Genomic DNA, 21,439 nt, shown 5'->3' on the forward strand with positions numbered 1-21,439 from the left:
TGAACGACCCTTCGGTGGTGATGCATCTGGTTTACATAGACGATGTGGTGGACGAGCTTGTCTCTGCCCTGGGCGGCAGGGAACACCGCAACGGTGATTATTGCGAAGTGCCCGTAGTACATACCATTACCCTGGGCGGCATTGTGGAACTGATAAGGTCTTTCAGGCGAATGCCCGGTACCTTGTCCGTCCCGGATTTGAGCGATGCTTTTACAAAGAAACTCTATTCCACATACCTCTCATACCTGCCTGAAGAACGGTTCAGCTATCCCCTGAAGACGAATGTGGACGACCGCGGCAGTTTTACAGAGATTATCCGTACTTCCGACCGCGGGCAGTTCTCGGTGAACATCTCCAAGCCGGGCGTTACGAAAGGCCAGCACTGGCACCATACCAAGAACGAAAAGTTTGTGGTGGTGAGCGGCCACGGTCTGATACAGCTCCGCAAGATAGGTACGGAGGAAATTGTCAGCTTCGAGGTAAACGGCGGGAGGATGGAGGTCGTGGAGATGATTCCCGGCTATACGCACAATATCGTCAACCTTTCGGAAACGGAAGACCTGGTGACCTTCATGTGGTGCAACGAGTGTTTCGACCCGGCACGTCCGGACACTTATTTTGAAAAAGTCTGAAACGAGTTAAAGAATATAGGAACAGATGGATATAAAATTGGATTATTCGCAAGTCAGGTTTCAGGAGAACGGCAGACTGAAACTTCTGATTATAGTGGGCACCCGTCCGGAAATCATCCGCCTGGCGGCTGTCATCAACAAATGCCGCAGTTATTTTGACTGTCTTCTGGCCCACACCGGCCAGAATTACGACTATAACCTGAACGGTGTCTTCTTCCGTGACCTGAAGCTGAAAGCCCCCGATGTGTATATGGATGCCGTCGGTGATGACCTCGGTGCCACGATGGGGAATATTATCAACGCCAGCTACAAGCTGATGGTGCAGGTGAAACCTGATGCCGTGCTGGTGTTGGGAGACACGAACTCCTGCCTGAGCGTGATAGGCGCGAAACGTCTGCATATCCCCATCTTCCATATGGAGGCAGGCAACCGCTGCTTTGACGAGTGCCTGCCTGAGGAGACCAACCGCCGTATTGTGGACGTCATTTCCGATGTGAACCTCTGCTATTCGGAGCATGCCCGCAGATACCTGAACGCTTCGGGCGTGGCGAAAGAACGTACATACGTAACCGGTTCGCCCATGGCGGAAGTCCTGCATGAGAATTTGTCCGAAATAGAGTCCAGCGATATTCATCAGAGATTGCATCTCCAGAAAGGTAAATACATCCTGCTTTCCGCGCACCGGGAAGAGAACATTGACACGGAGAAGAACTTCCTGTCCCTTTTCAGCGCGGTTAACGCTATGGCCGAGAAATATGACATGCCCATACTTTACAGTTGTCATCCCCGTAGCAGGAAACGTCTGGAATCAAGCGGCTTTGTACTTGACAGTCGTGTGATTCAGCATGAACCTCTCGGTTTCCACGACTACAACTGCCTGCAGATGAACGCCTATGCCGTTGTGAGTGACAGCGGTACCCTGCCTGAGGAGAGCAGTTTCTTCACTTCTGTGGGGCATCCTTTCCCTGCTGTATGCATCCGTACCAGTACGGAGCGTCCCGAGGCTCTTGACAAGGGGATCTTTGTCCTTGCCGGTATTGATGGGAAATCCTTGCTTCAGGCTGTAGATACTGCTGTGGAGATGAATAGGAATGAGGACGATGGCCTGCCGGTGCCCAATTATACGGATGAGAATGTATCGGCCAAGGTTGTGAAGTTGATTCAGAGCTATACGGGGGTGGTGAACAAGATGGTTTGGAGAAAATAATGGTGGGACATGCCTAAGAAAATCTTGATACATAGCCTGATTTTCAGTCCGGATGGAGTTTCGACAGCCTATCTTTATAATGATATTGCTCTGAAATTCCAAGAAAACGGTTATGAAGTATTGGTATTGACAACTACGCCTCATTACAATGTTGTGGAATCACAACTGGCAGTACAACCTCTGAAATGGAAGGTTTGGGGGATTTGTAAAGAAAGCTGTTTTCATGGAATCAGAGTTCTTCATGTACCCCAGAAGAAATTCAGAAATACATTTCTGCGTGTCCTGGGATTTGTCTATTGGCATATTATCTCTTTCCTGATTGGTTTGTTCCAGAGAAATATAGATGTCATACTGTCACCTTCCCCTCCTTTGACTATCGGTGTAATCAACATTTGGCTGGCGAAAATCAAGGGATGTAAAACCATATATAATGTGCAGGAAATATATCCTGACATCTTGAAACGAAAGGACGGGCTTGTTATAGAACAGCTACGTAGGATGGAACGGTATGTTTATAATAACTCAACGGCCGTAACGACAATAGACCAGGTATTTTATAATGTAATAGCCGGAAGGTTTAAGGATAAGTCCAAGCTTTGTATAATACCTAATTTTGTAGATACAGAATTGTATAATTCTCAGGGTGGAAATGTAGAATGTCTGAATCCCCATTTTTTCCCTGCCACAGATTCTTTGAAATTGCTTTATGCCGGGAATATTGGTTATGCCCAAGATTGGGAGCCCTTAATTTGTCTGGCAGAAAAGACGAAAGGGGTTTCCATTAAATACTTTATCATCGGTGAGGGAGTCATGAAACCCGTTCTTGAGGAGAAAGTACGTGAGTTGGAGCTGGATAATGTGCATATTTTGCCCTATCAGCCCAGAAGTTTGATGTCGTCCATTCTTGCCTATTCAGACATCCAGTTTATTTTCATGAACCCTGAAATGGAGATGCAGGGATTCCCTTCCAAGGTTTATACAATCATGGCATGTGGTAGGCCTTTATTGGTCTGCTCGGGAAAGGATACGCCTATCATCAACTTCCTGCAGGAACATGGCTGTGCAAAATTGATTACAGAGAAGAGTTTGGAAAAGAAGGTGGGAGAAATGGCGGACTGGCTGAATTCCGTCTCAAAAAGCGAACTGGCTTTACTGGGTCGAAATGGTGTAGAGGTGATTAAGCGATTATATTCCAAGGATGTGGTAACTCAAAAATATGTAGACTTGGTTGAAACTTTATGAACATACGATATTTATCAGTCAATGATTAGGATAACTTGATATTTCCGGGTATCTTTGTGGAAAGATTGGATGTATGAGGAAGATTAAGCCATATAAGGAACAAGAACCGATGGTGCCGAATGTTGGTGAACCGGTAGTTGTATATACGGGTAATGAGAATAATCCGAATATCGTTACGGAAGGACGTGATGACATTAGGCATGCTATTTCCGGTGAAGAATTATTGGATAGGCTTTGCCCTCGTATAAAGGCTTTGTTTGGATGAGAGTCGTATTCGCTCCCGAAGTAGAGGAGGACTTGTATGGACTTATAAAAATACTTGTTGAGAAGGAGTATTTGAGTACTTATCCTTTTGCTATTTCTTATGTGGAAGAACTGATAGCTGATATTCAACAGAACATTCATTCTAAATTAAAAAAGAAAGCGCCCGCTTTTTTTGAACGTTATGGTAAGGATATGTATTACATCACTTATCAACGTAATTCTAATACGACGTGGTATATTTTTTTCTCTGTCATCGGAGATACTTATTTTATTAAATACATAACCAATAACCACGTTTCCGGTCAGTATATTTTTTAGCATATTTCAATGAACATACTTATCACTGGAATCCACGGCTTTGTGGGTTCCAATCTCGTTGTTGCCCTAAAGGAACGTCATAGCCTTTACGGGCTGGATATTGTCGCTCCTGAAAAGGAGGGGGTGGTAAAGACTTTCTCCTGGAAGGATATTGAACCAGCTTCTTTTCCGATGCGGAATCTTCCTGAATTCGATACCATTATTCATCTGGCTGGTAAAGCCCATGACACGAAGAACCGGTCTGCTGCCCAAGCCTATTTTGATATCAATATGGGATTGACCCAAAAGATATTTGATTTCTTTCTGGAATCGTCCGCGAAGAAGTTCGTATTCTTCAGTTCTGTGAAAGCCGCTGCAGACAGTGTGGTGGGTGATATGCTGGCTGAAGATGTGGTGCCTGCTCCGATAGGACCGTATGGGGAGAGCAAGATAGCTGCCGAGAATTATATTCTTGGCAAGTTGAAGGTTGAAAATGGAGAATTGAAAGCTAATCCGTATGATGACAAGCAGGTCTATATCCTGCGTCCCTGCATGATTCATGGTCCCGGCAACAAAGGCAATCTGAATCTTCTTTATAATGTGGTGAGGAAAGGCATTCCCTGGCCTTTGGGGGCCTTTGAGAACAGAAGGTCTTTTACTTCGATAGACAATCTCTGCTACGTGGTGGAAGGTCTTTTGACCAAGGAGGTAGCGAGTGGTATCTACCACATGGGAGATGACGAAGCCTTGTCCACGAATGAGCTGATAGCTTTGATGTGTCGGGCTTTGGAGCGCAAGCCGCATATCTGGAAGATAAACAGAGGACTGATGGAATTCTGTGCCCGGCTTGGAACTCTGCTCCATTTGCCTTTAAATGAAGAGCGTCTGCACAAGTTGACTGAGAATTATGTGGTGAGTAATGCGAAGATAAAGGCTGCCCTGGGTATTGACAGAATGCTGGTGAGGGCAGAGGAGGGGATAGTGAGAACGATAAAATCGTTCTCAAATATAAAAGTAAACAATTAAGAATTAAAAATTAAAGAGGAAAATACTGTTATGTATTATCTGATTATATTGGTTCTGCTGTTTTTGGCAGAACTTTTTTATTTTAGAGTGGCTGATAGGTGCAATATCATCGACAAGCCCAATGAGCGGAGTTCCCATACGAAAGTGACTTTACGCGGTGGTGGGATTATTTTCTATTTCGGGGCGTTTGCCTATTTCCTGACGAGTGGCTTTGAATATCCCTGGTTCCTGCTTGCCTTGACACTGGTGACGTTCATCAGCTTCGTGGACGATATGAAATCCACCGGACAGATGACAAGGCTGCTTTTTCATTTCTCTGCCATGGCCTTGATGTTTTATCAGTGGGGGCTGTTCTCCTTGTCCTGGTGGTGGATAGTCATAGCCTTGATAGTCTGTACGGGTATCATCAATGCCTACAACTTTATGGATGGCATTAACGGCATAACCGGCGGTTATTCTCTGGTTATTCTTGCTGCGTTGGCCTATATCAATAAGGAGGTGGTTACTTTTGTGGAAGCGGATTTCATCTATACCGTTATCTGTTCCGTTCTAGTCTTCTGTTTCTTCAATTTTCGTAAGAAAGCCAAATGCTTTGCGGGTGATGTGGGGTCGGTGAGCATTGCCTTCATCCTTCTTTTCCTGATAGGCAGGCTCATCATTGAAACGGAAGATTTCAGTTGGATAGTCCTTTTATCCGTTTATGGTGTGGATAGTGTACTGACTATCATTCACCGCCTAATGCTTCATGAGAATATCGGGCTACCGCATCGCAAGCATCTGTATCAGATTATGGCGAATGAACTGAAGATTCCTCATGTCATAGTCTCTCTGGCCTATATGACAATACAGACTCTTATAATAGTAGGATATATTTATTGTCAACGGTATGGCTATATCTTCTTGATAGGGTGTATCTTACTGTTGAGCGCAATATACGTACTCTTCATGAAAAAGTACTTTTCAAGACATATCTCTTGAATTACTGTCTTCCATTATACAATTTCCACGGTCACTTGAATACCTAAAGCTTTGGCAATACGCTCGATATCACGCTTCTTGGAATGTGTGTTATTACGGCTCATCAGATACCAGCCATTCCCTATTGGTTTTTGGTCACTTCCGTATTTGGAGTCGAGTATGTTTGAAACCAATGGAACATTACACTGTTTAATACCTAAGGCAGATACTTTCTTTATGCCTACTGTCATTATAAATTGGCGAAGGGTTTCGGCCGCTTTTTTTTCCTGAATCACTTTTCCGTTTTCAAAAGTAATCTTTAACTGGTATACTGGAGTATTATTTTCTCTAGAGTTTTTTTTGTTTACTTCCAAAACTTTGACTTGCTGTGCGTTTTCTGTATGATGTACGGCATCATCCGTAATGGTATATAGCTTTTGGACTGCAGCAAGGAATTTCGGGAATAATGTCCCCCATTGATTGTTGACGACAATTCTCGTGCCGTCCGCTAATGGGATGATTTCTTCCTCCTTTAGAAAATAGCGCTTCTTTAGATCAGGATGAAGTCTCAATTTTTCCCGAACTTCTTCCAGACTACGTACCACCCCCAGTGCCCTACTGTGCAGACTAGGTGGGAATACCTTTTCCAGTTCTTTGTATCTGATGTTGGGATGAGCTTCTATGTAATGTTTTATCACTTCCAGTACGAAGCGCCTTTTTACATGGAAATTGATCCCGTCAAAGGAATATTTGGTGTGGTCTTTAGAGTCTTTTGTCTGGTTACCGATCGGTAAAGGCTGAGGTATCTGAGGATTCCTGACTGATAATGAAGCAACTGCGTTGTTCTTCTCGTAATGAACCGTGAGCACGACATTGGCAATCTCTTCATTGATGGCGGATTCTTCAGAACCGGCTTTCATGAATTTCTCTTTAAGCAATGAAAGCATGTTCTTTACACCATTATCGGGAGACAAGAACTCGGTAAATTGTCTGTGCAGATTATTGCGTGCTTGTATCCTTTGATATTGTTCGTAGCAGAATGCCTCTACGTCTTTTAAACTGAATGTATCGTAGGTGAGCAGGTCGCAAATAGTGGAACCATTGGCATCTTCCTTTTGAATCTCTACGGTAAATACACAAACGGGACTTTCTCCATCATTGGGAACATCGTAATATAGTTCGATCTTTTCTCCTATGTATAGTCCGACATTGAGTTTGAGTTGGCGCATATAAGACATCAGTTGGTTTTCTTGCCTTTCGTTCCGTATATTGGATGGACGTTTTATTTCAATGGGAAGTACGGGAGTAGGCACCCCATTTGCATTCTTTTTCCAGAGGACGATGTCGGGCCGTATGGAGCTGTTGTTTCCTATAGGTAGAGTCAATTGGGATCTCATCGTTTCATTGGTTTTCTTCCATCCAAGGAATTTCAGACAGATTTCTATTTCCCGTTGGTAGTCACCTTCTGCAGAATTTACTCCAAAGTAGGGCAACAGTGTTTCTACAATTTCCGGCCAGTTTTCGTTCATTGTTTATGTGTTGTTAATCATAGTTATACAATTTGTCTGCATCGTTTTTAACTTATGCATAAAACAAATGTATTGACTTTATTTGAACTGCCCAAATTATAGTCATAAAAAATGAATCGGGCGGTGTACAATAAAAACAAATAATCCCGGATTCTTTGTCAAGGATCCGGGATTATTTGTTTTTATTGTTTTTGAGGGGCTTTACTTAGCAGGTTTCAGCCATTTGTCCAGCCATTCAAAGAAGGTACGTTGCCACAGCACGCCATTCTGAGGTTTCAGTACCCAGTGGTTTTCGTCCGGATAGATAAGCAGTTCGGCAGGAACGCCACGCATCACGGCTGCATCGAAGGCGGCCATTGCCTGGTTGGCAAGGATGCGGAAGTCCTTCTCTCCGTGGATGCAGAGGATAGGGGTGTCCCATTTGTCGACGAAGAGATGCGGGGAGTTGGCAAAAGTGCGTTGTGCCGTAGCGTTGTTCTTTTCCCAATAAGCGCCGCCCATATCCCAGTTGGCAAACCATTTCTCTTCCGTTTCCAGATATTGCATTTCCATGTTGAAGATACCGTCGTGTGCGATGAATGCCTTGAAGCGTTTGTCATGGTGTCCGGCAAGCCAATATACGGAGAAGCCTCCGAAGCTGGCGCCTACGCAACCCAGGCGGTCTTTGTCGACGAAAGGTTCCTTGGCCATTTCGTCAATGGCAGTGAAGTAGTCCTTCATGCACTGGCCGCCATAATCACCGCTGATGGCTTCGTTCCACTCTACACCGAAGCCCGGAAGACCACGACGGTTGGGAGCTACGATGATATAGTCGTTTGCCGCCATAATCTGGAAATTCCAACGGTAGCTCCAGAACTGGCTGACGGGACTCTGAGGACCGCCTTCACAGAAGAGGAGGGTGGGGTACTTCTTGTTGGGGTCGAATTGTGGAGGATAAATCACCCAGGTCAGCATCTGCTTGCCGTCGGTGGTCTTCATCCAGCGGGCTTCCACTTTACCCATTTCCAGCTGGTCGTAAATCTGCTTGTTTTCTGTGGTCAGTTGCACTGCTTCTGCAAAAGCGTCGCCGTTGCGTGCACTGTTTACGGCATAGATTTCGTCGCCCATGCTCATGGAGTGGCGTTTGGCGATAATCTTGTCTCCGCAAAGGGCGAGTGAAGCATAGTCGTGCATGCCGTCGGTGAGCTGGGTAAGCTTGTCGTTTCCGGCAAGGTCGATGTTGTAAATCTGTGTCTCGCCATGCCATACACCGATGAAGTAGATGCTCTGGGAATCTTTGTTCCACAAGAAGGCGTCCACGTTCGATTCGAAAGCTTTGCTTACAAAACGTTTCTCACCGGTCTCGAGGTTCATGATAAACAAGCGGTTCAAGTCGGCTTCGTAGCCGTCACGCTCCATGCTCTGCCAGGCGATGTATTTGCCGTCGGGAGAGTATTGGGGATTCGTATCATATCCCTTGTTTTCTTCCGTGATGTTTTTGGTTTCCTTGGAGGCAAGGTCGTAGATATAAATGTCGGAGTTGGTGGAAATGGCATACGCCAGTCCGGTTTTCTTACGGCATGTATAGGCCACTTTATCAGAAGACGGGCTCCATGCCAGCTGCTCGATACCGCCCCAGGGCTTCATCGGGCTTTCGTATGGCTCTCCCTCAAGAATATCGGTGACATTGCTGATGGCATTGCCGTCGAAATCAGCAACAAACGGATGGGGAGCAGTAGTCACCCATTCGTCCCAATGCTTGTACATCAGGTCGGTAACGATAATGCCGGTGGCTTTAGGAAGGTCCGGATGTTTGTCTGCCGTACTCTTTACGGTCTTTACCTGGGCAATGAAAAGGAGTTTCTTGCCGTCGGGCGAGAAAGAGAACCCTTCGATGTCTCCCTCGTATTGGGTCAGCTGCTTGCGTCCGCTGCCGTCGGGATTCATTTCCCATACCTGGCTGCTGCCGCTTTCGTTGCAAAGGAAGGCAAGCTTCTTGCCGTCCTTAAACCACGTGGGCTGTCCTTCTTGCCAGGCGTCATGCGTTATCTGGGTATTGTCACTACCGTCGGCATTCATGACGAAGACTTCGCTGTTACTCTTGTTCTGGGGCACGCTGTAATAAGATACCGTGTAGGCAATCTGCTTTTCGTCGGGGGATACGGCCACACTGCCGATGCGTCCCATCGCCCAGAGTGCCTCGGGTGTCATACGCTTTCCTTCAATCTTGATGTCCGACCGCTGGATGAGCGTTGCTGCGTCCTGCTGCTGTCCGGCATCTTTTGTGCCTCCGCAAGAGGCCAATGTCATGGCTGCTGACATAAGTAGTAGATTTACTTGTTTCATATATGTTTTTTGTTTCGGTTATTTCAATGCAAAGATACTAAATTTTCCTTCCTTGCCAATTTCCACGTTTGATATATAGCCAGCAGAAAATGAGAATAAAGCTGGAATAAACCATTTCCGAGGTCCAGCAGATGGCCACGTCGAGTTGCAGAATCAGAATAATGTAGGTGATATAGGCTGTGTAGATGACCAGCGTAGCCATCTCCAACCCCCATGCCGTACGCGTGTTGCCGGTTCCGGAAACTGCCTGGAAATAGACATTGGCAGGAACCAGGAACAGATAGGTGGAGCACATCACCCAGAGCGAATGTACGGCAGCGTCCTGCAGGTCGGGTATGTCGGTATAAATTCCCAGAATCAGCTTGGGGAACACCGCGAAAAGCAATGCCAGCGGAAGTACGAAGACGTAGGCTATGCGTACGTGCTGCCGGATGGTGCCTGCCACGCAATCGGAGTGGCCTGCACCGATGAGATTGCTGACCAGTGACCCGCAGGTAGAGGCAAATGCCATGAGTACCATGAACAGTATGCCGGACACGTTGCGGACAATGTTGGTCACTGCCAGCGAGCGCTCTCCCAGATGCTCCACATAAAGGAAGAAAAGGAACCAGGTGGAGAGGGAGAAGAAATTCTGTATCATGGTCCAGAAAGAGACGTTCAGCATCCGTTTCAATACGTCCAGCCGGAACTTAGGAATACGGTCCAGCCCGTACTTGCGGCAGTCGATGCGGCTGCGGGTATAGAGGATGAAGAATAACAGCGAAACCAGCTCGGCCAGTGAGGAGCCGATGGCGGCTCCGGCAATGCCGAGCGCCGGGAAACCGAATTTACCGAAAATCAGGATATAGTTGAATACGACATTGCTCAACACCATGACGATGGAGTTCAGTGTCAGTGTCTTGGTTTGGGTGGTTCCCAAGAAAAAGGCACGGAACATGACTGCGCTGAACGAGAAGAAGGCACCGAATACACGCCAATGCAGGTAGCTGGTGGCTGCTTCGTAGATATGTTCCGAAGCGACGATGCGTTTCAGGATAATCGGTGAGAAACAATAGGATAGCAGGAACATGACTGCCGCCATTCCGACTTGGAAATAGATGCCCTGATAGAACAAGTCACCGATTTCCTTATACTGCTGTTCGCCGTTACGCCGGGCAATGAGTATCTGTGCCCCGATGCTGAAACCGAAGGCAACCATGAAGATGACCATGTAGAAGACACCGGCGATGGCAGATGCTCCCAGTTCGACTTCGCCCACACGCCCGAGGAAGGCAGTGTCCGTCATACCTATCAGTTGCTCCATAAGGAGACTGATTAGGATGGGGTAGGCTATAAGCCAGATCTGTTTGTAGGTGTATTTAGTCTGCATAATTTAGAGTCTGTGAGTTTTTTCATTGGCGTAAGGATAAGAAAGCCGGGCAAATGTCATTGTCCGGCTTTCTGCAAAAGAATATCTTGAACGGTAGTCTTACTACTTTTTGTTCTGTCTCTCTTTCATCATCTGTTCCTGCTGTTTCTGCATGGCTTCCAGACGGGCGGCGAAACCGGTTTTCTTCATCTTCTTCGGGTCTTTCTTGTTGGCTTCCAACTGGGCAAGAAGGGCTTCCTCATTGGTTGTCTTGCGCATGATGAGCGTTGTTACCACACTGATTAACGTAGAGATGAAGTAGTAATAGTTCAATCCCGAAGGATAATCGTTCAATATGAAGAGGAACATGATAGGCATCAGGTATGACATCCACTTCATGGCAGCCATCTGCGGATTGGCACCCGTATCCTGCTGCTGCATCATGTACTTCGTGTTCAATATGTTGGTAACCGTCATCAGCAGGCAGAACAAGCTGAGGTGGCTGCCCAGGAACGGGATATGGAACGGGAAGTTGATGAATGCATCATAAGTGGAAAGGTCATCTGCCCACAAGAAGCTCTGTTGGCGGAGTTCAATGGCACTCGGCACGAACATGAACAAGGCCATCAGGATAGGGAACTGTATCAGCATCGGCAGACATCCGCCCATCGGGCTGACTCCGTACTGGCTGTAGAGGCCCATCACTTCCTGCTGCTTCTTCATGGCATCTTCCTGCTTGGGATACTTCTTGTTTATCTCGTCGATTTTCGGTTTCAGTACGCGCATCTTGGCAGAAGACATGTAGGTCTTCCATGTAGCCGGGAATACCACTGCCTTTACAATCAGCGTCATGAACAACAGTACGATACCCATGCTCAAACCCCAACTGGACAACCAGTCGAAGATGTTGATGGTGAACCATTTGTTTATCCAGCGGATGAGCGGCCAGCCCAGATAGACCAGACGGTTCAGCTCCCACTTCTCGTCACGCCCCTTGTCGAGTGCGGTCAGAGTCTTGTAGTGATTGGGGCCGAAGTAGAAGAACAGCTGGGTAGGTTCCTTGCCGGTAGGATCGAACTTCGTGCTCATCTCTGCAGAATAGTCCTTGATGTAGCCGCTGCCTTGAGTCTCCATCTTGGAACTCAGCTTGGTCTTTTCAAAGTCGGCATCTGCCAAAAATACTGAAGAGAAGAACTGGTTCTTGAAAGCAATCCAGTCCAGGCGTTCTGGAACTTCCTTTTCATCGTTCTTGTTGGCAGACAGATAATCGGTACCCTCTCCGGTGATTTTGTAAGTCAGTTCAGCCAGACGGTTCTCGTAGGTGTAACCCTTCTCTATTTGACGGGCACGCTGAGACCACTCGATGTCCACATAATTGTTGGTAGCCGCCAGCTTGCCTTCCATATTGACAGCCTGGATAGTAAAGTCTATCAGGTATGTGTCATTGTGCATGCGATATGTAAAGTCGATATAGCTGTTGCTGTCTGCCGACAAACGCATGGTGACGGTACTGTCCGTACGGTTTACTGCGGTGAAATAATAGTCTTCCGTCTGGATAGTCTCTTTCTTGTTGTAAAAGAGGAAATTCATGGAAGCGTCGTTGCCGCTGAACAGTGTGACGGGAGTCGTTTTGTCTTGTCCCATGTATTCCTTCAGCGTGGCCGAAGCTATGCGTCCGCCTTTTGTATCTACGGTTATTTCTGCCAGGTTGTTCTGGATGGTTACTTGCGAGTTGGTTCCTTGACGGGCGTCGAAGAAGAGGGCAGTGGAGTCAACGCTTGTTTCCGCTCCGCTTTCGTTGGCCAGGGCTGCTTCCGCCTTGGCTTTCAAGTCGGCTTCGCGCTGTTGCACCTGGGCTATGGAGTCGTAGTAACGTTGCTGTGCTTCCAACTGCTCCTGGCTGGGACGGCTCAGAAAGCTGAAACCTACTAACAATATCGCTATCAGAACAAGACCTGTGATGGTATTTTTATCCATTCTTTGTTGATTACAGATTACTAATTACAAATTATTTCTTTTCGTTTTCATTTTCGATGGCGGCCTTCACGAATGCTACGAACAGCGGGTGCGGATGCAATACCGTACTGCTGTATTCGGGATGGAACTGGGTACCGACAAACCACTTCAATGCGGGTATTTCGACAATTTCTACCAGATCCGATTCGGGGTTTATACCCACACACTTCATGCCTGCTGCTTCGTAGGCCTCCTTGAAGCTGTTGTTGAATTCATAGCGGTGGCGGTGACGCTCCTGGATATGCTCGGTACCGTATGCCTCGTATGCCTTGCTGTCTTTCTGCAGAACACATTCATAGGCACCCAGACGCATGGTCCCACCCATATTGGTGATGGATTTCTGCTCTTCCATGATGTCGATAACATTGTGCGGTGTCTTTTCATCCATCTCACGTGAGTTGGCATCGGCGTAACCCAGTACATTACGGGCAAATTCAATGGCGATGCACTGCATACCCAGACAGATACCGAAGGTGGGGATGTTGTGTGTACGCGCATATTTGATGGCTACGAACTTGCCGGCAACGCCGCGTTCGCCGAAGCCCGGACCGATAAGTACGCCTGCCATGCCTTTCAGGGCTTCTGCCACATTCTCGTCCGTTAGCTTTTCACTGTTCACGAAGTCTACCGATACCTTGCGGTCGTTGTAGGTTCCTGCTTGTGAAAGGGCCTCGCGGATGGACTTGTAGGCATCCTGCAAGTCATATTTGCCCACCAATGCGATGTGCAGCGGGGCAGTCTCTTCGGCTTTGTGACGGCGTTCGAGGAAAGCACGCCACGGTCCCAGCCCCGGAGTGTCGCCCACGGGAAGCCCCATCTTCTTCAGAATGGTGGCGTCCAGCCCTTGGGACTGCATCAGGATGGGCACCTCGTAGATGGTAGGCGCATCAATGCTCTGCACTACGGCATTCTCGTCTACGTTGCAGAAGAGGGCCACCTTCTTGCGCAGGTTGTTGCTGAGTTCGTGCTCGGTACGCAGCACTAGTACATCCGGTTGAATTCCCACACTTTGCAGTTCCTTTACGGAGTGCTGGGTGGGCTTGGTCTTCAGTTCACCGGCAGCTGCCAGGTAGGGGACATAAGTAAGGTGCACGCACAAGGCGTCTTTTCCCAATTCCCACTTCAGCTGACGGATGCTTTCCAGATAGGGCAGAGACTCGATGTCGCCCACTGTACCGCCAATCTCGGTAATAACAAAATCGAATTTGTATTTGTTTCCCAACAGTTTTACATTACGCTTGATTTCGTCTGTAATATGGGGAATAACCTGGATTGTTTTTCCCAGATAGTCACCCCGGCGCTCTTTGTCGATGACACTTTTGTAGATGCGTCCGGTCGTGATATTGTTGGCCTTGGTGGTCTGGATGCCCAGGAAGCGTTCGTAATGACCCAAGTCGAGATCGGCTTCATGGCCATCCACGGTTACGTAGCATTCGCCGTGTTCATAAGGGTTCAGTGTACCCGGGTCGATGTTGATATACGGGTCAAACTTCTGGATGGTTACCTTGTAACCTCTTGCTTGCAGCAATTTACCGATGGAGGATGAGATGATACCTTTACCTAGTGAAGAGGCAACACCACCGGTGACGAAAATATACTTTGTTTCTCCCACAACTATATTATTTTATTAATTGTTTAATCTAATTCCAAGAGCCTATACGGCTTGTCGTTCAGGGTGCATACTGCTCCCGTCAATACACGTGGAACTTAAAAAGCGCAAAATTATAAAAAAAAGAGGAAGTAGAGAAAGTTTCTGTGAAACAATTATTAAAAAATACGATTTCATCGAAGAAACTCTCTCTAGCCTTTTTCTTCATGGCTTTTCTATGTTTTCTAAACATTTTAAGCTAAATTTGCGCTCGAAACATAGACTTAAGGGCATTATGAAGAATAGACACATTGCATTTTGGTTAATTGCTACGATGATCTCTTCGTCGGTGATGGCACAGAATACGCTGGATACCGCCTCGAAGAACAGTGGACAGGAAACAACTGCCAAAGCCGACACCTTGCCGGATATAATGAAAGAATACATGATTCTGAAATTGAAACCGGAAGGTACGGGGTACAAGCTGGATACTGTTTCCATATTATATGAAAGGTATTTCGGAGTGCTGGATTATCTGAATGACCCCACGACCCCGGAACGTTATATACCTTCCGATCCGAACTACTATAGGTTGTTCCTCCCCCTTACCTATTATTATGCTCCCATGAGACGCCTTTCCAAGGTGGACTGGCATTTCCAGATGCCCGATACGGTGCCTGCCATGACGCGCGAGATGCTGCCGTTCGACACACTGACTTTCACCTCGAAGGACCGCGTCAACAAGCTGGTGGACCGTACGCTGCTGAACACGTATGTAGATTGTCCCAATCTGGTTGTAATGACCGAGAAGGAGGTGATGAAAGGGAAGATATTCAAGGATAATATAGAGAAGGAAGTTTCTTCCAAACCGTCCGTCGTGAAACTGTTTGCACAAGAGAATATGGTGGGAGTGAAGGAGGAAGCCGACGTAATTATCCACAAGCCCAACTGGTGGGTGACCGGTGGAAACGGTTCGTTGCAGATTACACAGAACTATATCTCCGACAACTGGTACAAGGGAGGCGAGAGCACTAACGCCGTGCTTGCCAACCTGCAATTGTTTGCCAACTATAATGACCGTGAGAAGGTGCAGTGGGAAAATCTGCTCGATGCCAAGCTAGGCTTCAGCTCGGCACCTTCCGACGAGTTTCATAACTATCTGGTAAGTACCGACCAACTCCGGCTGTACAGTAAACTGGGTATTCAGGCTGCATCCAAGTGGTATTATACCATCACGACTGAGTTTAAGACCCAGTTCTGCAATGGCTACAAGGCCAACAGTGAAGAGCTGGTTTCCGCTTTCTTTGCTCCGGCAGATTGGTCGAGCAGTATCGGTATGGACTACAAGTTGAAAAAGCAGAAATTCAGCTTGTCCGTTTTCATAGCTCCGCTGACGTACATGCTGCGTTATGTAGGGAATAAGGGGGTGAATGAAGTGAGTTTCGGTCTTGAGGAGGGCAAGTGCGTGAAGCATAACTTCGGTTCGCAGATACAGCCTACACTTTCGTGGACCATCATTCCTTCCATTACGCTGGATTCCCGCCTAGACTTCCAGACCAGTTATGAGTGGACACGTATCGAATGGGAAAACACGGTGAACTTTGTGCTGAACCGCTATCTTTCCACCAAGCTTTATGTGCACGCCCGCTATGATGACAGTGCCAAGCCGACGGAAGGGGACAGCTATTTTCAGGTAAAAGAATTGCTCAGTTTCGGTATCAATTATAAATGGTAAATAAACAAATGGTCTGTTCGGAGTGAACAGATTATCTGTTTTGGTTAGTCAGACGGTCTGTTTTTCCTCGACAGACCGTCTGTTTTTTGTCTTTTTGTAGTCTGTGGCAGGTGAAAAAACATAAAAACATAGAAAAAGCATGTTTACGAACACAGAAAATACATAGGAAAGGTTTGCAGTTCACAAATAATGCGTAAATTTGCCGAGATTTGTAATGCACACTTTGCAAAATGACGAATACTATAAAACATCAAGGTATTGTGGAAAACATAAACGGTTCTCATCTCCAAGTGAGAATCATCCAGACTTCAGCGTGCGCTTCGTGTAGTGTCAAGGGACATTGTACCTCTGCGGATACGAAAGAGAAACTTGTCGATGTGGCCGATGCCAATGCCGCATCCTACCAGCCCGGCGACCGTGTATGGGTGACGGGCGAACTTTCAATGGGAGTGATGGCAGTTCTGTTTGCCTTTATATTTCCTTTCCTTATTCTGATAATCTCACTGTTTGTCTTTATGGCTATCTGGAATGACGAGCTGCGTTCTGCACTTTGTTCGCTGGCACTTCTTATACCTTATTATTATATATTGTGGCTGAACAAGTCGCGGATGGGTAAGAAGTTCTCATTCTCCGTACGACCGATGAACTAACTAATAATAAAACAAATAATTAATAAACAACTAATTTATGAATGTAATTCTGATTGCAGTGATTTCATTGGGAGTTATAGCGCTGGTATCGGCCGCTATTCTTTACGTGGCTTCCAAGAAATTCGCCGTGTATGAAGATCCGCGGATTGCCCAGGTAGCAGAGGTGCTTCCCCAGGCAAATTGCGGTGGATGTGGTTACCCCGGTTGTAGCGGATTTGCAGATGCTTGCGTAAAGGCAGGTTCGCTGGATGGTAAACTTTGTCCGGTGGGTGGACAGCCCGTCATGACAAAGATTGCCGAGATTCTGGGCTTGGATGCCGCTGCTGCCGAACCTATGGTTGCGGTGGTGAGATGTAATGGAACTTGTGCCAACCGTCCTCGTGTGAACCAATACGATGGCGCCAAGAGTTGTGCCATTGCGGCTTCTCTCTATGGTGGTGAAACGGGTTGTAGTTATGGCTGTCTGGGATGCGGCGACTGTGTGGCTGCCTGCCAGTTCGATGCTATCCACATGAATCCGGAGACCGGACTTCCCGAAGTGGATGAGGAAAAGTGTACGGCTTGTGGAGCTTGTGCCAAGGCTTGTCCGAAATCTATTATTGAAATCCGTCCTCAAGGCAAGAAATCACGTCGTATTTACGTACAGTGTGTAAACAAGGACAAGGGGGCCGTAGCACGCAAGGCTTGTACCGTGGCATGTATCGGTTGCGGCAAGTGTGTGAAGGTTTGTCCGTTCGAGGCTATCACGCTGGAAAACAATCTGGCTTACATTGACCCCAATAAGTGTAAATCCTGTCGCAAGTGCGAGGAAGCTTGTCCGCAAAACACAATCATTGCCCTCAACTTCCCGCCGCGCAAACCGAAGGCTGACGATACAGCTCCCCAAGTAAAGGTTGCAGTTCCTAAAGCTGAGGTTGAGACTCCTAAAGCAGAGGTTTAGACTTCCCAAGTTGAGGTATGAATTAATAAAGTAAATAAACGACTAAAAATACAGAATTGTATGTTGAAGACATTTTCAATTGGTGGAGTCCATCCACACGAAAATAAACTTTCAGCACATCAGCCTATCATCAAGGCAGAGATTCCGGCCAAGGCCGCTATCTTGCTGGGACAGCACATCGGTGCTCCTGCCAAGCCTATCGTTGCCAAAGGTGATGTTGTGAAAGTGGGTACAAAGATTGCCGAGCCCGGCGGTTTTGTATCAGCAGCCATTCATTCGTCTGTCAGCGGGAAAGTCGCTAAGATTGACACGATTGTCGATGCCAGCGGTTACGCCAAGCCTGCTATATTCATTGACGTAGAAGGGGATGAATGGGAAGAATCCATTGACCGTTCCGAAACGTTGGTGAAGGAATGCAGTCTGACCTCCGAGGAAATCGTGAAGAAAATCGCTGATGCCGGTATCGTAGGTCTGGGCGGTGCATGCTTCCCTACGCAGGTCAAGTTGTGTCCTCCTCCTGCATTCAAGGCAGAGTGTGTCATCATCAACGCCGTAGAGTGCGAACCGTATCTGACTGCCGACCATCAGCTGATGCTGGAACATGCGGAAGAAATTATGGTAGGTGTATCCATTCTGATGAAGGCGGTAAAGGTGAACAAGGCATTCATCGGCATTGAGAACAACAAGCCCGATGCCATCCAGCTGATGACGAAGGTTGCTTCCAGCTATGCAGGTATCGAGGTGGTACCCTTGAAGGTACAATATCCGCAGGGTGGTGAAAAGCAGTTGATTGATGCTGTCATCAGTCGCCAGGTTGCAGCCGGTGCGTTGCCTATCTCCACGGGAGCTGTGGTGCAGAATGTGGGTACCGCATTTGCCGTTTACCAGGCCGTACAGAAGAACAAACCTCTGTTTGAGCGTGTCATTACCGTGACCGGTAAGTCGTTGGCAAAGCCGTCCAATTTCCTGGCACGTATCGGTACGCCGATGAAGCAGCTGATTGAAGCTTGCGGCGGTCTGCCCGAAGATACGGGTAAGATTATCGGCGGTGGCCCGATGATGGGTAAAGCTCTGGTAAATACGGATGTACCGACAGCCAAAGGAAGCTCCGGTATTCTGATTATGAACGAGAAGGAAGCCAAGCGCGGCGAAGTACAGCCTTGTATCCGTTGTGCCAAGTGCGTGGGAGCCTGCCCGATGGGGTTGGAGCCGTATCTGCTGGCTACCGTTTCGGCCCACGGAGATTTTGAAAGAGTAGAGAAAGAAGACATTATGTCGTGTATAGAATGCGGTTCATGCCAGTTCACTTGTCCTTCCAACCGTCCGATGCTGGATTATATCCGCTTGGGTAAGGGTAAGGTAGGAGCGATGATCCGTGCACGTCAAGCTAAAAAATAACGAAGTATGAATAAATTAATCGTATCCCTTTCGCCCCACGTTCACGGCGGTGACAGCGTGAAGAAGAATATGTACGGTGTGCTTATCGCATTGATTCCGGCATTCCTCGTTTCGCTTTACTTTTTCGGACTGGGTGCGCTGATTGTTACGGCCACTTCCGTAGCAGCCTGCTTGTTCTTTGAATGGGCCATCGGCAAATTCCTCATGAAAAAAGAGACCACAACCATCACCGACGGCTCTGCCATCATTACCGGTGTGTTGCTGGCCTTTAACCTGCCTTCCAACCTGCCCATCTGGATAATCATCCTCGGCGCCTTGTTTGCCATCGGGGTAGGCAAGATGTCCTTCGGAGGTTTGGGTTGCAATCCCTTTAACCCTGCACTGGCAGGACGTGTGTTCCTGTTGCTTTCATTCCCCGTGCAGATGACGACATGGCCGGCTGTAGGCCAGTTGACAGCCTATACGGATGCCACGACGGCTGCTACGCCACTGGCTATTATGAAAGGTGTCATCAATGGTGCTCCGGGCATGTCCCTGAGCGACCTTCCGGGAGCTTTCGACCTTCTGATAGGTAATAATGGAGGATGTCTCGGTGAGGTGAGTGCCTTGGCGCTGTTGCTTGGCTTGTTCTACATGCTGTGGAAGAAAATCATTACCTGGCACATTCCGGTATCTATTCTGGTGACGGTATTCGTGTTCTCCGGTATCATGTATCTGGTCAATCCGGAACTTTATGTATCCCCGGTCGTACAGTTGTTGTCCGGTGGTCTGATGCTGGGTGCTGTCTTTATGGCTACGGACTACGTGACTTCTCCGATGAGCCACAAAGGTATGCTGATTTATGGTGTTTGCATCGGCCTGCTGACTGTCATCATCCGTCTGTTCGGTGCATATCCGGAGGGCATGTCGTTTGCCATTCTGATTATGAATGCGTTCACTCCGCTCATCAACACCTATGTTAAACCTAAACGCTTTGGGGAGGTAGCGAAGAAGAAATGAAAAAGTTAGAATCATCCTTGAAGAATATGTTGCTGGTACTTACGGGCGTTACCGCAATCTCCGTAGCGTTGCTGGCTTATGTAAACGAATTGACGAAGGAGCCCATTGCGCAGGCCAATGCAAAGACCTTGAGCGATGCCGTAAGTGCGGTGGTTCCGGGCTTCGACAATGACCCCATCGCCGAGAAGAAGATGCAGGAAGTAAACGGAGTACAGTATTCTGTATATCCTGCCACCAAAGGCGGAGAATATATCGGAGCTGCTGTGGAAGCTGTTGCCATGGGTTTTGGCGGTGAGCTGAAAGTGTTGGTCGGTTTCGATGCCGAAGGCAAAATCATCGACTACTCCTTGTTGTCGCATGTGGAAACTCCGGGGTTGGGCTCCAAAGCTGCCGACTGGTTCAAGAAAGGCAATAAAGGTGACATCACCGGCATGAATCCGGGTGAAGCGGCATTGACAGTGAGCAAGGACGGTGGTAAAGTAGATGCCATTACAGCGTCTACCATCACTTCACGTGCTTTTTTGAATGCAGTGAATGCGGCTTATGCTGCCTATGCCGGTCAGGAAACTGCCGACGGCACTACCGGCGCTACTCAAAAGAATGTTGAACAACCTGCTGATTCCGCAGCTCCCGAAGCTGTGGATACACTCAGCGCTAAATAAGAAAGGAGTAGAAGATATGAATAATTTTAAAGTTATGATGAACGGGATTATCAAAGAGAATCCTACGTTTGTACTCCTGCTGGGTATGTGTCCTACACTGGGTACCACTTCCTCTGCTATCAACGGTATGGGTATGGGACTGGCTACAATGTTCGTGCTGATATGTTCCAATGTGGTGATTTCTGCCATCAAGAATCTGATTCCCGATATGGTGCGTATCCCTTCATTCATTGTGGTCATAGCATCATTTGTGACACTGTTGCAGATGATAATGCAAGCCTACGTTCCTGCATTGTACGCCACGCTGGGCTTGTTCATTCCGCTGATTGTTGTAAACTGTATCGTATTGGGACGTGCCGAGGCATTTGCTGCCAAAAACAATCCGGTGGCTTCCTTGTTCGACGGTCTGGGCATGGGCTTGGGCTTTACCATTGCACTGACATTGCTGGGTGCCGTGCGTGAGTTCCTGGGAACCGGCAAGATATTCAACTTGAGTATCCTTCCTGAAGAATACGGCATGTTGGTATTTGTCCTTGCTCCGGGTGCATTCATCGCATTGGGCTATCTCATTGCTTTAATCAACAGTATGAAGAAGGCTTGATAATGGATGATTGATAATGGTTC

18 protein-coding genes and 1 pseudogene are annotated in these 21,439 nt (G+C 47.5%); 14 read left to right on the forward strand and 5 right to left on the reverse strand.

Annotated elements, in window-relative coordinates:
- The 7 genes and pseudogenes from DWY57_RS18105 to DWY57_RS18135 form a co-directional block, all read left to right on the forward strand.
- Positions 1 to 632: pseudogene (locus tag DWY57_RS18105) on the forward strand (SDR family oxidoreductase); the annotation flags it as partial.
- Positions 633 to 657: 25 nt separating this feature from the next.
- A complete protein-coding gene (wecB, locus tag DWY57_RS18110) occupies positions 658 to 1,839 on the forward strand; it encodes a UDP-N-acetylglucosamine 2-epimerase (non-hydrolyzing) (protein WP_119962200.1) in 1,182 nt (393 codons plus the stop codon).
- A 9-nt stretch (positions 1,840 to 1,848) separates the two neighbouring features.
- Positions 1,849 to 3,081 carry a glycosyltransferase family 4 protein gene (locus DWY57_RS18115; RefSeq protein WP_119962201.1) on the forward strand — a complete coding sequence of 411 codons (1,233 nt, stop codon included), beginning with the start codon at positions 1,849 to 1,851 and terminating at the stop codon, positions 3,079 to 3,081.
- 73 nt (positions 3,082 to 3,154) lie between these two features.
- Positions 3,155 to 3,346 carry a hypothetical protein gene (locus DWY57_RS18120; RefSeq protein ID WP_035457993.1) on the forward strand — a complete coding sequence of 64 codons (192 nt, stop codon included), beginning with the start codon at positions 3,155 to 3,157 and terminating at the stop codon, positions 3,344 to 3,346.
- Positions 3,343 to 3,663 carry a hypothetical protein gene (locus tag DWY57_RS18125; RefSeq protein ID WP_119962202.1) on the forward strand — a complete coding sequence of 107 codons (321 nt, stop codon included), beginning with the start codon at positions 3,343 to 3,345 and terminating at the stop codon, positions 3,661 to 3,663. The genes DWY57_RS18120 and DWY57_RS18125 overlap by 4 nt, the downstream gene beginning before the upstream one ends.
- A 9-nt stretch (positions 3,664 to 3,672) precedes the next feature.
- Entirely contained in the window at positions 3,673 to 4,668 is a 996-nt protein-coding gene (locus DWY57_RS18130; protein ID WP_119962203.1) for an NAD-dependent epimerase/dehydratase family protein, read from the forward strand.
- A 30-nt stretch (positions 4,669 to 4,698) separates the two neighbouring features.
- Positions 4,699 to 5,646 (forward strand): glycosyltransferase family 4 protein, encoded by a 948-nt coding sequence (locus DWY57_RS18135; protein WP_119962204.1) that lies wholly within the window; start codon positions 4,699 to 4,701, stop codon positions 5,644 to 5,646.
- 14 nt (positions 5,647 to 5,660) lie between these two features.
- Here DWY57_RS18135 and DWY57_RS18140 read toward each other — a convergent pair whose 3' ends face one another.
- From DWY57_RS18140 to DWY57_RS18160, 5 genes are all read right to left on the reverse strand, one after another.
- The gene (locus DWY57_RS18140; protein WP_117966913.1) at positions 5,661 to 7,154 is read right to left on the reverse strand and encodes a hypothetical protein; all 1,494 of its coding nucleotides are present in this window, start codon (positions 7,152 to 7,154) and stop codon (positions 5,661 to 5,663) included.
- A gap of 201 nt (positions 7,155 to 7,355) precedes the next feature.
- Positions 7,356 to 9,479, reverse strand: coding sequence for a S9 family peptidase (locus tag DWY57_RS18145; RefSeq protein WP_117966910.1), 2,124 nt, complete (start codon positions 9,477 to 9,479; stop codon positions 7,356 to 7,358).
- Positions 9,480 to 9,516: 37 nt separating this feature from the next.
- The gene (locus DWY57_RS18150) at positions 9,517 to 10,848 is read right to left on the reverse strand and encodes an MATE family efflux transporter (protein ID WP_119962205.1); all 1,332 of its coding nucleotides are present in this window, start codon (positions 10,846 to 10,848) and stop codon (positions 9,517 to 9,519) included.
- A 102-nt stretch (positions 10,849 to 10,950) separates the two neighbouring features.
- Positions 10,951 to 12,804, reverse strand: a complete 1,854-nt coding sequence (gene yidC / locus DWY57_RS18155; protein WP_119962206.1) for a membrane protein insertase YidC — start codon at positions 12,802 to 12,804, stop codon at positions 10,951 to 10,953.
- A 31-nt stretch (positions 12,805 to 12,835) separates the two neighbouring features.
- On the reverse strand, positions 12,836 to 14,455 hold the full coding sequence (locus DWY57_RS18160) for a CTP synthase (protein ID WP_117966405.1): 1,620 nt from the start codon (positions 14,453 to 14,455) through the stop codon (positions 12,836 to 12,838).
- 271 nt (positions 14,456 to 14,726) lie between these two features.
- Here DWY57_RS18160 and DWY57_RS18165 point away from each other — a divergent pair, with 271 nt between their 5' ends.
- From DWY57_RS18165 to DWY57_RS18195, 7 genes are all read left to right on the forward strand, one after another.
- Entirely contained in the window at positions 14,727 to 16,166 is a 1,440-nt protein-coding gene (locus DWY57_RS18165; protein WP_119962207.1) for a DUF3078 domain-containing protein, read from the forward strand.
- Between the two features lie 230 nt (positions 16,167 to 16,396).
- Positions 16,397 to 16,816, forward strand: coding sequence for a SoxR reducing system RseC family protein (locus DWY57_RS18170; RefSeq protein WP_119962208.1), 420 nt, complete (start codon positions 16,397 to 16,399; stop codon positions 16,814 to 16,816).
- Between the two features lie 37 nt (positions 16,817 to 16,853).
- Positions 16,854 to 17,756, forward strand: a complete 903-nt coding sequence (locus DWY57_RS18175) for a Fe-S cluster domain-containing protein (RefSeq protein ID WP_005836987.1) — start codon at positions 16,854 to 16,856, stop codon at positions 17,754 to 17,756.
- Between the two features lie 60 nt (positions 17,757 to 17,816).
- Entirely contained in the window at positions 17,817 to 19,154 is a 1,338-nt protein-coding gene (rsxC, locus tag DWY57_RS18180; RefSeq protein ID WP_005829145.1) for an electron transport complex subunit RsxC, read from the forward strand.
- 6 nt (positions 19,155 to 19,160) lie between these two features.
- On the forward strand, positions 19,161 to 20,153 hold the full coding sequence (locus DWY57_RS18185) for an RnfABCDGE type electron transport complex subunit D (protein WP_005829143.1): 993 nt from the start codon (positions 19,161 to 19,163) through the stop codon (positions 20,151 to 20,153).
- A complete protein-coding gene (locus tag DWY57_RS18190; protein ID WP_005829140.1) occupies positions 20,150 to 20,815 on the forward strand; it encodes an RnfABCDGE type electron transport complex subunit G in 666 nt (221 codons plus the stop codon). Before DWY57_RS18185 ends, DWY57_RS18190 begins: the two co-directional genes overlap by 4 nt.
- Positions 20,816 to 20,831: 16 nt before the next feature.
- On the forward strand, positions 20,832 to 21,416 hold the full coding sequence (locus DWY57_RS18195) for an electron transport complex subunit E (RefSeq protein ID WP_117599732.1): 585 nt from the start codon (positions 20,832 to 20,834) through the stop codon (positions 21,414 to 21,416).
- Positions 21,417 to 21,439: the final 23 nt, after the last annotated feature.

The organism is Bacteroides sp. AF25-5LB (genome assembly GCF_003602965.1).
GTDB classification, from domain to species: domain Bacteria; phylum Bacteroidota; class Bacteroidia; order Bacteroidales; family Bacteroidaceae; genus Bacteroides; species Bacteroides uniformis.